Source organism: Streptomyces sp. NPDC031265 (assembly GCF_055570295.1).
Genome location: NZ_JBVIHM010000060.1, coordinates 1 through 10,553, shown reverse-complemented (window position 1 = coordinate 10,553; position 10,553 = coordinate 1). Strand labels below are relative to the sequence as shown.

The following is a 10,553-nucleotide window of genomic DNA, read 5'->3' as shown; positions in this document are numbered from 1 at the left end:
CAGGATCCAGCTCCAGCCCCACCTGATCGACGGCTGCCTCACCGCGACCGGCCTGACTATCAACCCACCGACCCCACCCTGAAAACCTCAGTAACTACGGGATGGGGCGGGCAAGACCGCCGAACGGCTCGGCGAGAGCCGGCCACTGGCGTCCGTCGCGGACGACGGGATCGTCGAGGCCCTGGAACGGCTGTGAGGCAGAGGGTACGGAAGTATTTCCACCCCTCCCCGGAAGCGATCACCGAAGTCACCAGCCTGCTCGCGCCGGACGACCGCCGACGCTGAGCACGGGCGGGTTGCCTCCCGTACGTTCCTTCGTCGTACTGGGGCGTGGCTACAACTCACCTGCGCGCATGCGACGTTCCCGAAGTCCGCCAGGACCTCCTCCAGTGGAAACACTGTCAGGATCGCCATCCCACGGCTCAAGGTCCCACTCATCGCGACGAGTCGGCCGCATGCGCCACCGCCCGACCAGGGGCGGGCCCGTGGAGACGACGAAAGATCCCGCCTCTACGATGGCCCGATGACGTCGGTCAAGCAGTTCCAGATCACCTTCGACTGCGCAGAACCTGAGCGCGTCGCTCGTTTCTGGTGCGAGGTGTTGGGGTACGTCGTACCGCCGCCGCCGGAGGGGTTCGCCACTTGGGACGATTTCGATCGATCGCTGCCGCCTGAGCGTCAGGGTTCAGGGTTCGTCTGCATGGATCCCTCCGGTGTGGGTCCGCGAATGTACTTCCAACGTGTTCCCGAAGGCAAGGTCGTCAAGAATCGGATGCATCTCGACGTGCGGGTCGGCACCGGGCTCGTGGGTGAAGAGCGCGTGGCCGCACTTGAGGCCGAATGCACACGACTGGTCGCGCTCGGCGCGGTACGCGGGCAACTCCTGCTTGCCGATGGCTTCAACGAGTCGTGCCTCGGGATGCAGGACATCGAGGGCAACGAGTTCTGTCTCGACTGAGTGGCCGCGAGCGCGGCACCTCCGCGAGTCGACTGGTGCAGTGCGCCATCACGCGGCTCGCCGTCCCGCGGCGCGCAGGCGGTCCTGATCCAGAACCCCCCTGAGGTGTCCACGAGCAGGGACCGGTACGGGGTGGGCGCCGACCGCGTCAACGACATCAACGACGACCAGCTGAGGGTGATCCGCACACTGCTGGACACCCGGCCGCTGATCCCAAGCCCGCCGACGCCGGGCGCGGCCTGTGGCAGTCCGAGGAGGCCCTGCCCTGCGCAGCCGCTCGGAAACGTCCGCGCCGGGCCGGGGGTCGTCAGCGTCCTGCACCGCTCACGAGCCGTCGCCGGGACTGAAGACGCAGGCGCCGCTCGCCGACCGGTGCCCATCGGTTCCGCTCGCGGTCAGCCAGCTCGGTGGCCTCAACTGGATGCAGCCATCGAGCTGGTCCGGGGCACCCCGGACATGTACCCGGAGCCGTCCACGGCCGGCATCGTCTTCGCGGTCCGGCCGACCATCACGGAGATCGCGGACCGGGCCCTGTTCGGCTCGCACGCCCCGTACGGCGACCTGGTCCCGGCTCGGGCGGGGTGGACCGGGTCACGAGTCCGGGCGAGGTACGCGACCGGGTGCTCGGCGGCACGATCGCCGAACTGGCGGGCTGGACTGAGGCGGGCCGGACGTCCCCCCCGGGTGCGACCCCGACGGATTGAGCGTGCGGATCGTCAAGAGACGGTGGCGGCCGGTGGGGTCCACCGGTGGGGGCGCGGTACCGCGCCGGCGATGCCGTAGTCCTTCTTGAGTGTTTCGGGGATGGCGTAGTGCATGACGCGTCCTCGGGTCAGGGAGGACAGTTCCAGGACGCTGGTGAGGTGGCCGAGGCGGTCCAGGGCCCAGGCGCCGAGCGGGGAGCGGTCCTCGATGGTCTCCAGAACGCCCAGGAGGTGGGGCACGGCCTTGACGACGGTGTCCCACGGCGTGTTCGGCACCTGGAGCCAGTCGGCACAGGTGTCGCCGACCAGGTAGCGGATGAGGGCGGAGACGATGGGGTCGAAGAAGGTTCCCGGCACCACTTCCTCGTACAGGTCGATCAGCTGCCGGGTCAGGTGCGCGCCCTCCTCGGAAGGCGCCATGTGCCGGATCATGTACAGGTCGAGGAACTGGCGTGCCTCGTCGAGGGTCTTGGGGACGGCGTCCTGGTCGACGCCGAGCATGGCGCCGACGACGCGCCAGGCGTAGTAGTAGGATTCCGCACCCTCCGTCGACATGTGGATACCCAGGCGATGCAGGCTGTCCAGCACGAGCATGGAGAAGAACATCTGCCCGCCGATCATGTCCTCCTGGCAGATCGGCGTCCCGTAGGTCTCGGCGTCCCAGCGGCCCTCCCGGGTGAGGTGGTGGCGGATGGAGGCGTGCAGGAGGCGGACCTTCTGGGCGGCGGGGATGAAGCGGCTGCCGGCCTCGAAGGCGTCGGGCTGCATCAGGTAGACGGTGAACTGGCCGGTCTCCGCCATCCGTTTGGAGGGGTACTTCAGCCCGTGGGTGGCCGACAGCAGCTTCGCCACGTGCGGAACGACGTAGCAGGCGGGCATGGAGGCGAAGGACAGCGCGGTGCAGATGTGCACGTTGTTGTCGATGAAGAACAGCCGGGCCTTCTCCATCTCCGACCAGTCCACCCAGGCCGGCGGGGTGCGGGTGGCCTCAAGGTACTCGCGCGCGACGTCGGGCAACCCGTCCGGCAGCGGAGCGCCGACGGTGGAGACGTAGCGCATCAGGGTGTTGAGCTTGCCCACCTCCCCGCGTTCGAAGAGTGTGGCGACGGTGGCGTCGGCGAGTTCGTCACCGGCGTCCCGCAGAGCGTCCATCGATGCCTCGGTGTAGGTCATGGCAGGGTTCCTCGTCTTCCACGGGATCGTTCACGGCCGGCGCGAGGGGCCAGTTGCCCAGGGACGGCACGGATTCCGCGCCACCTCGGTACGAGAGTCAGAACAGGCGGACCGCCGCCGAATGCGCCAGCGTGGTCAGGGCAGCGGCGGCGTGCGCCGTCGCATCCAGCGCGTGGAGGGCATCGAGAGCCTCCTCGACCCGTGCCCTGATCATGTCCTCGATACGGTCGGGCGCTCTGAGCCCGCGCATCACCTCGCGCACGGCGTCCAGCCCCTCCCCGTCCAGGTCACCCCGGCCCAGCAAGGCCCGCAGCAGCTCCCGCTCGCCGTCGCCGGCGAGGCGCCACGTCTCCGCCAACAGCGCCGTGGGCCGCTGGCCGCGCACATCGTCGGCATTGGCCTTGCCGGTGCGTTCCGGGTCTCCGAACAGGCCGAGCAGGTCGTCCCGCAGCTGGAACGCCTCACCCAGCGGCAGCCCGTACGCGGAGTAGCCCTCGCGCAGCCGCGCGCCCGCCCCGGCCAGAGCGCCACCGATCAACAGGGGCTGCTCGACGGTGTACTTGGCGGTCTTGTACCGGATCACCTTCAACGACGCCTCGGTGTCCGGACCGGCTCCGGTACGCAGGATCTCCAGGCACTCCCCCGCGATCAGCTCGCGGGCCATCACCGTCCACAACGGACGGGCCCGGACGAGATACGCGGCGGGCAGCCCGCTGGTGGCGAACAACTGCCCGGCCAGCGCCATCAGCAGGTCACCCACCAGCATCGCCAGCGAACACGCGGCGGCATCGGCGTCCGGGCAGTGCCCCACGGCGCCGCGCAGGGCGACCTGGGCCGTGGGCCGCCCGTGCCGCAGCGGGCTGTCGTCGATGAGGTCGTCGTGCACGACCGCGGCGGCGTGCACCAGCTCCATGGAGGCGGCCGCCCGCACCAGCGCGTCGCTGTCCGGCTGTCCCACTGCACGCCAGCCCCAGTAACAGAACGCCGCCCGGAGCCGCTTGCCCTCCGTGACCGCCGCTTCCAGCCTCGCGGCCACCGACCCCAGGGCCGGATCGATCGCCGCGAACTCCTCGGCCTCCTGGGCGACGAACCGGCGCAGCACGTCGTCGACGCGGGCCTTGAACGCGTCCGGATCCCACCGGTCAGACGTCATCGACGGCCCTGCGAGCCAGGGCGTGCCGGGTGAGGACCTCCAAGTGGGCCGGGGGCGCGGCCGCGTAGCGGTCCAGCAGCAGGCGCCCACGTGCCATGAGGTCGTGCTCGGCCTCCGACGCCAGCTCCGCGGCGTCCGAGCGGCGCAGCAGACCCCGCACCGTTCCCAGGGCCGAGCCCAGCGTGCTCACCGCCAGATCAGCCAGCCCGGCTGCCAGTAACAGCGCCTGGCCGTCCAGGCCCCTGCATCGTCCCGATTCCTGCGTCATGTCATCTCCCCCACCCGTTGCCCGTCCGGACGGGGCCGGTCACGCGCCTTCCTTCCAAGCATCGGGGCACACCGGGCGCGAGAGCGGAAGAACTCACGATTGAGTGATCACATCGGTCGACCGTACGGATACGTCCTGATCGGGCCCGAGGGGCCGGGCCTGAACGACTTCCAGCGCCGCCGGGCCGACGCCCTCGCCGAACTGGGGTACGTGGCGTTGGCCTTCGACCTCCACGGCGGGCGCTGGTTCAACGACGACCCACAGGAGATGCTGGCGCGCGTGACCCCGCTGCTCGCCGACCCCGACCGGATGCGGGGCATCGGCCACGCGGCACTCGATGTCCTGCTCGGCGAACCGCGAACCGCGGACCGACCCCGACCGGATCGCCGCTGTCGGCTACGGCACCGGGGGCGCGATCGCGCTGGAACTCGGGCGCGACGGCGTCGACCTGCGCGCGATCGGGACGGTCAACGCACTGACCACGGGCAGACCGGGCGAGGCGGCGCGCATCCGTTGCCCGGTGTGGGCCGGGGTCGGATCACAGGACCCGATCATGCCCGCTGGGCAACGGGACGCCTTCGCCGCCGAGATGCAGGCCGCGGGCGTCGACTGGCGCCTCGTGGTCTACGGCGGAGCCCTGCACGCCTTCCACCACCCGCCGGTCGACCATGCCGTGGTCCCCGGCATCGGCTACCACCCGCAGCACGCGCAGCGTGCCTGGCGCGACATCGTCGACCTGCTCGCCGAGTGCCTGCCCGTAACGGAGTGGGCTGGAGCGTCAGGACAGCCTTCTCGCCGCCCCGGTCGCGGACACCGACCGTGACAGCCGAACCGTCCATGCCGCACCTCCAGCTCAGGCGATGCCCCGCACCGCCAAGATGCCTGCCCGCCAGGCAAGGGGTGGGCACGTTCGGGCTTCGGCTGGGGCTCAGGGGCGGAGCCCGGAGTCGATGATGTGCTCGGCGAGTTCACGCGATGCGGCGGCGGGCCGGCTGTCGGGGCGGGTCGCACCGGCGGCGAGCAGTCCGTCGACGAGGATGAGCAGCTGATCGGCGGCGAACTCCGGCCGCGCGTGCCCCAGGGCGACGAACTCGTCGGCGAACAGGGCGTGGACGGCACGCCGGTAGGCCCGGGTGACCTCGTGTGCGGGGTGGTCCGGGTCGCACAGTGCGAGGTCGGCGGCGAGGTACCGGCAGCCGTGGAAGTCGGGGTCGGACGCGATGCGGCCGAGCCGGTCGACCACCGCGAGGAGCCGGGCTCGGGGGTCGTCGCCCGCTGCGGCCATCGTCGCGCGGTACTGCTCCTCGTCCTCGGCGGTGCTGCGGCGCAGCATCTCGGCGATGAGTCCGTCCTTGCCTGCGAAGTGCTCGTACAGCGAACGCCGGGCGACACCGGCCGCCTTGAGCAGGGCGTCCACGCCGACGCCGACGCCCTGGGTGTAGGTCAACTCCTGGGCGGCAAGCAGCAGTCGTTCGCGGGGACCCGGCTTGGCGGAAGTGGTCATGACGTGATTGTGCCAGCCCTTGACTCAATAGAACAACCGGTCTATCTATATGTGTAGACCGAACGGTCTATCTCTTCCGAGGGGAATTCATGTCCGTACGCAGCACTGCCCGCGTCATCGAGCTCTTCAACCGCGCGTTCACCGACCACGAGGCCGGTCTTCTGGCCGACTTGGTCGCCGAGGACTGCGTCATGGAGAGCGTCCAGCCCGCACCGACCGGAGAGCGAGTCGTCGGCCGCGAGGCGTGTACGTCATGGTGGACCGCGCTCATCGACGACCGCACCTCGCAGTTCATGCCGCAGGAGGTGATCGTGGCGGGCGACCGCGCCACGATCCTGTGGAACTACCGGTTCGGGAACGGCCCCCACGACTGGGTGAGCGGCGTCAACATCATGCGCGTCATCGACGGCCGCATCGTCGAGGCCCTCGGCTTCAGCAAGACCGCGGGAGAAGTCCCGCTGGCTTCGGAGTCCGACGCCGCGTGACGCCCCGGGCCGACGTCCGTACCACCCAGGCCCGCACCCCTCCCGTTGCGAGCGCCTCCACCCACGTCGTACGACACCGAAAGGCATGACCCCGATGCGGAGCTACCACCTTTCACACAGCGGGGCCGGACTGTCCGGCCTGGCCATCCGCGAGCACGCCATCCCCGTGCCCGGCCCCGGCCGGGCGCTGGTGGCGGTGCGCGCGACATCCCTGAGTTTCCGTGAACTCATGGTGCTCGACGGGACGTACGTCCTGCCGGTCAGACCCGACGTCGTCCCCGTCTCGGACGGCGCGGGCGAAGTGGTCGCGGTCGGCGCGGGCGTCGATGCGGTGCGCGTCGGCGACCGCGTCGCGGCCACCCTCTTCCCCTCGTGGCAGGACGGGCCGTTCGGCGCCGAGCACCTCGCGCAGCGCGGTGGCTCGCTGGACGGCATGCTCACCGAGTTCGCCCTGGTCGACGCGGGCTCACTCGTCGCCGTCCCCGCACACCTGACGTACGAGGAAGCCGCCACACTGCCCTGCGTGGCGGTCACCGCCTGGAACGCACTCACCGGCGACGGAGCCGGCGTCCGCCCGGGCGACACCGTCGTGGTGCAGGGCTCCGGTGGTGTCTCCCTCTTCGCACTCCAACTCGCCAAGGCACTGGGAGCGCGCGTGATCGCCACGACCAGCAGCCCCGCCAAAGCCACACGCCTGCGCGCCCTCGGCGCCGACGCCGTCATCGACTACTCGGCCACACCCGACTGGGCGGGCGAGGTCCGCGCCCTCACCGACGGCCGGGGCGCCGACCGCATCGTCGACGTCGCCGGACTGCTCCACGACTCCGTCCGCGCCATCACCCTGGCCGGCACCATCGCGTGCGTCGGTTTCGTCGGCAGGACCGCCCCACTGCTCGACCCCCGTGCCGTCTTCGCCTCCGGCGCGACCATCCGCAGCGTGGCGGTCGGCAGCCGCGCCCAGTTCATCGCGATGAACGCGATCATCGAGACGCACGGGATCCGGCCCGTCATCGACAGCGTGGTCCCCTTCGACCAGGCCGCGGACGCCTACCTCCGCTACGCCAGCGGCGACGCCTTCGGCAAGGTGATCATCAGTCACTCCTGAACCTGGCGTCCCATTTTGGTGTCGTACGGTGGCACTCTTGGCATCCGTCTCACCTCCGCCGCCAAAATGGCAGCGAGCCGCCGCCGGAGACGGGGGCGCGTACGCAGCCGGCGTCTGCCGATGCCCGAGACAGGAGATCACCGGAGTGAACGTGGGAGGTCCACCACCCCAGTCAGCCCCGTCTGGGTCCTCGGGCACACCTCGGCCGGCAGCCTCACGGCCCGTCCCGACATCGAGCACCCGCTCGTCCCGTCCCATCCGGTCACCGGGGCCCGCACGCGCTGTCTGCGCACGCGGAAGGCCTCATCGACAACGAACTGCCGGGAATTCCGGTGGGACTGATCCAGCCCGGCCTCGTGCTGGTTGAAGCCGGCAGCGCAGTTCAGCGAATGCGGGGTCAGGGCTTCTGTCCGGGTGCGTGGTGCGCAAGTCCGCAGATCACCGCCGCCCACGCGGGACGTGACCTGTGAGCCCGGATCATCGAGCTCACCGCCGCAGCCGTTCACGCTCGGCCCGCTCCGGCCGCCAACCACCGTCAGCCGCGCGCACCAGGAATACGGCGTCATCATGGGAGAGCGGAACCCCCGCTCAAGGTGCGCGTCGGCGACATCGAATAGATACTCGAAGTAGACACGGTTTGCACCTCTGCAGTCATGCGCACGGCGCAGTCGGCGGAAAGACTCCCTGCACGGCTGAGCAGGCATGCAGGGAGGTACCTTGCCCTCCACGCAGGTGGCGTCCCGCGCGTGGGACGCGATCCTCCGGTCACAGCGACACCGTCACTCCCGATGATTCAGCGCCCTCGACGCGGCGCCCCCGGCGCCCGCGATCGACGAGGGCAAGCTGGATAAAATGTCGCCGTGGCCGATGCCAGTCGAGGCGGGCGTGGTTGTTCTGACATACGAAGAACAATCCACACAAGAGACCAGATGAGCGAGGCCTTACCGCCGCTCCTCTCTTACGCGAGGTATGCGATGACCAGGACCTGCCGCCTCAGTTGCATCATCCCCCCGCTCCTTCTCGAGAAGCTCCTGAGAAGTGAAAAGAGCGAGGTGCACCAAGCAGCCTTGGACACCTTGCTGACCACCGCAGGGTTGCGGGGTGAGCGGGCCGTCCGGGCGTCCTTCGCCGGCACCGCCACCCCCGGCAACGGCCGGCGGACCGTCTTCGACTGCCAGAACGGCAGGTCGCTTCCCTTGGCTGTGCTGGCCCGGTCGGAGGACGGACCGGCGCCCGCAGACGATTCCGTCAACCGAGCGTTCGTCGGCCTCGGCACGACGCACGATTTCTACCACGACGTGTTCAATCGCAATTCGATCGACGACCGGGGGATGCGTCTGGACGGGTACGTCCACTTCAGCGCGAAATACAACAACGCGTTCTGGGACGGCCAGCAGATGGTCTTCGGCGACGGAGACGGGGAGGTGTTCACCGACTTCACCGGGTCCCTCGACGTGATCGCCCACGAGTTGACGCACGGAGTCACCGAGAATACGGCGGCCCTCGCATATCACCATCAGTCCGGGGCCCTCAACGAGTCCATCTCGGACGTCTTCGGGTCGCTGGTCAAGCAGTGGTCGCTGAAGCAGTCGGCCGAGGAGGCGGACTGGCTGATCGGACCTGAGGTCTTCACGCCAAAGATCAAGGCCGACGCCCTGCGATCGCTGAAGACCCCAGGGCAGGCATACGACAACGCCCTGTTCGGCAGGGATCCCCAGCCCGACCACATGAGCAAATTCGTCCACCTGCCAGACACCGAGAGAGGGGACAACGGCGGAGTGCACATCAACTCCGGCATTCCGAACAAGGCGTTCTATCTCACGGCAGTGGGCATCGGCGGATTCGCGTGGGAGGCCGCCGGACTCATCTGGTACGAAGCACTCAAGGCCTCTACCGTCGAAACCCAGTTCCAGGATTTCGCGGACACCACTTACCAGAAGGCCGAGGCACTGTTCGGAGCCGGCAGCGCCGAACAGCTGGCCGTGCTCGCGGCGTGGCAGGAAGTGGGAATCCAGATCAGCGGGGTCCCGGCCGGGGTCACCCGGACGCGTAGCCACACGGCCAACCGGAACGGCGGCACGGGTCGGCAGGACGGCCTGGCGGCCTTGACCAAGCAGATCGGAGTACTGACCACCCAGGTGACGGCACTGGCCAAGGACGTGGCCACGCTGAAGGGGAAAAAGTGACCCCCGGTGGTTGATCCGGGCCAACCCTCGGACGATCGTGACGGCAACGAGCGCCGATTCGTGGGCCGGGAGGTTGGGACGATGAAGGTGACATTGGAGACACACGGCGGGCAGGCGGCCGCGATCAACCTCCGCCTCCCGCCCAAGGTGCTGGACACCGACACCCTGCCCAAAACCGCCTCAGCAGAGCTGGCCCGGCTGGTCGCGGGGGCCACCCCGGTGCCCACGGCGGAACGGCCCGACCGCGCCCGGGACGCGATGAGCTACACGATCACGGTGGAAGACGACGGCCGCCCGACCGTGCTCACCCAGTCCGACGCCACCATGTCCCCGGCGTTCGCGACCTTGCTCAGCTGGCTCGAGAACCACTTCGCGCAGCAGTGAGGCCTGTCCTTGCACGCGGCCGCGGAAGAGATGACTGGAGGCCATGAGCTGGGCGCGGTGGGTCAGCGTTTGACGCGTCCGCGGATGGCGAGGACGCGTCAGCCACGAGTGTGGGTTCGAGGAGGCGCCCGGGCCCAGGTCATGCGCTGTGACCACCGACGGCAGTTCTGTCTCCGCCAGGCCCTGATCTTGTTGATGCAGCACTCGGCCGTGCTGCGGTCGCGGCAGTGCGCACCCTCACCCGGAGCCTTAGACGACGCCGTACTCAAGGCCGAATCGGTTGCCGACCGCCGTCGCAGCACCGAACCGCTCAAGAAAGAACCCGCGTGCCACGGAGGCCACCTGTGCCCCCGTCAGCCGCAGCTCGTAGCGCCCCGACGCACCCCGGCACGCCCGGCCCACTGCTGCCTCTTCCAAACCCTCGACGGCGGACAGCGCAGACCGGCCGCAATCAAGACGCAGCGGCGCAGCACCGCCATGTCCGCGGGCGGCACTGTGACCAGCCGCAAGGCGGGATCGGCCAGCAGCTCCCTGTTAGTGAGGTTTTCGGGTTGTCGTCGGGTAGTGACGCTTGATGATCCCTGCGGTATGCCGGTGAGGTGAGGTATCCAGAGGGTGGGGGCCTGACCGCTG

At 69.4% G+C, this 10,553-nt stretch carries 9 protein-coding genes and 1 pseudogene; 6 read left to right on the top strand and 4 right to left on the bottom strand.

Annotated features, from left to right (window positions below; all coding sequences use genetic code 11):
* Positions 1 to 523 precede the first annotated feature (523 nt).
* The gene (locus ACZ499_RS39915) at positions 524 to 958 is read left to right on the top strand and encodes a VOC family protein (protein ID WP_468682112.1); all 435 of its coding nucleotides are present in this window, start codon (positions 524 to 526) and stop codon (positions 956 to 958) included.
* A gap of 716 nt (positions 959 to 1,674) precedes the next feature.
* On the opposite strand, the gene ACZ499_RS39910 is transcribed toward ACZ499_RS39915, so the two are convergent.
* From ACZ499_RS39910 to ACZ499_RS39900, 3 genes are all read right to left on the bottom strand, one after another.
* On the bottom strand, positions 1,675 to 2,835 hold the full coding sequence (locus tag ACZ499_RS39910) for an oxygenase MpaB family protein (protein WP_468682110.1): 1,161 nt from the start codon (positions 2,833 to 2,835) through the stop codon (positions 1,675 to 1,677).
* A gap of 97 nt (positions 2,836 to 2,932) precedes the next feature.
* Positions 2,933 to 3,988: a polyprenyl synthetase family protein gene (locus tag ACZ499_RS39905; RefSeq protein WP_468682108.1), complete on the bottom strand. Its 1,056-nt coding sequence runs from the start codon at positions 3,986 to 3,988 to the stop codon at positions 2,933 to 2,935.
* Complete coding sequence (locus ACZ499_RS39900; protein ID WP_468682106.1) at positions 3,978 to 4,256, bottom strand: polyprenyl synthetase; 279 nt, start codon at positions 4,254 to 4,256, stop codon at positions 3,978 to 3,980. Before ACZ499_RS39900 ends, ACZ499_RS39905 begins: the two co-directional genes overlap by 11 nt.
* Before the next feature lie 99 nt (positions 4,257 to 4,355).
* Between ACZ499_RS39900 and ACZ499_RS39895 the strand changes: the two are divergent.
* A pseudogene (locus ACZ499_RS39895) lies at positions 4,356 to 5,079 on the top strand (dienelactone hydrolase family protein).
* A gap of 105 nt (positions 5,080 to 5,184) precedes the next feature.
* On the opposite strand, the gene ACZ499_RS39890 reads toward ACZ499_RS39895, so the two are convergent.
* Positions 5,185 to 5,760 (bottom strand): TetR/AcrR family transcriptional regulator, encoded by a 576-nt coding sequence (locus ACZ499_RS39890; RefSeq protein WP_468682104.1) that lies wholly within the window; start codon positions 5,758 to 5,760, stop codon positions 5,185 to 5,187.
* An 89-nt stretch (positions 5,761 to 5,849) separates the two neighbouring features.
* Between ACZ499_RS39890 and ACZ499_RS39885 the strand changes: the two genes are divergently transcribed.
* From ACZ499_RS39885 to ACZ499_RS39870, 4 genes are all read left to right on the top strand, one after another.
* Complete coding sequence (locus ACZ499_RS39885) at positions 5,850 to 6,245, top strand: nuclear transport factor 2 family protein (protein ID WP_468401929.1); 396 nt, start codon at positions 5,850 to 5,852, stop codon at positions 6,243 to 6,245.
* An 85-nt stretch (positions 6,246 to 6,330) separates the two neighbouring features.
* Positions 6,331 to 7,350 carry a zinc-dependent alcohol dehydrogenase family protein gene (locus ACZ499_RS39880; protein ID WP_468682102.1) on the top strand — a complete coding sequence of 340 codons (1,020 nt, stop codon included), beginning with the start codon at positions 6,331 to 6,333 and terminating at the stop codon, positions 7,348 to 7,350.
* A gap of 1,067 nt (positions 7,351 to 8,417) precedes the next feature.
* Positions 8,418 to 9,536: a M4 family metallopeptidase gene (locus tag ACZ499_RS39875; RefSeq protein WP_468682098.1), complete on the top strand. Its 1,119-nt coding sequence runs from the start codon at positions 8,418 to 8,420 to the stop codon at positions 9,534 to 9,536.
* An 81-nt stretch (positions 9,537 to 9,617) separates the two neighbouring features.
* On the top strand, positions 9,618 to 9,920 hold the full coding sequence (locus tag ACZ499_RS39870) for a protealysin inhibitor emfourin (RefSeq protein WP_468682095.1): 303 nt from the start codon (positions 9,618 to 9,620) through the stop codon (positions 9,918 to 9,920).
* Positions 9,921 to 10,553 lie beyond the last annotated feature (633 nt).

What these genes read in the sequence shown, in the direction of transcription:
- ACZ499_RS39915 (WP_468682112.1), top strand. Translation starts at nt 524, where the DNA reads ATGACGTCGGTCAAGCAGTTCCAGATCACCTTCGACTGCGCAGAACCT.
- ACZ499_RS39910 (WP_468682110.1), bottom strand. Translation starts at nt 2,835, where the DNA reads ATGACCTACACCGAGGCATCGATGGACGCTCTGCGGGACGCCGGTGAC.
- ACZ499_RS39905 (WP_468682108.1), bottom strand. Translation starts at nt 3,988, where the DNA reads ATGACGTCTGACCGGTGGGATCCGGACGCGTTCAAGGCCCGCGTCGAC.
- ACZ499_RS39900 (WP_468682106.1), bottom strand. Translation starts at nt 4,256, where the DNA reads ATGACGCAGGAATCGGGACGATGCAGGGGCCTGGACGGCCAGGCGCTG.
- ACZ499_RS39890 (WP_468682104.1), bottom strand. Translation starts at nt 5,760, where the DNA reads ATGACCACTTCCGCCAAGCCGGGTCCCCGCGAACGACTGCTGCTTGCC.
- ACZ499_RS39885 (WP_468401929.1), top strand. Translation starts at nt 5,850, where the DNA reads ATGTCCGTACGCAGCACTGCCCGCGTCATCGAGCTCTTCAACCGCGCG.
- ACZ499_RS39880 (WP_468682102.1), top strand. Translation starts at nt 6,331, where the DNA reads ATGACCCCGATGCGGAGCTACCACCTTTCACACAGCGGGGCCGGACTG.
- ACZ499_RS39870 (WP_468682095.1), top strand. Translation starts at nt 9,618, where the DNA reads ATGAAGGTGACATTGGAGACACACGGCGGGCAGGCGGCCGCGATCAAC.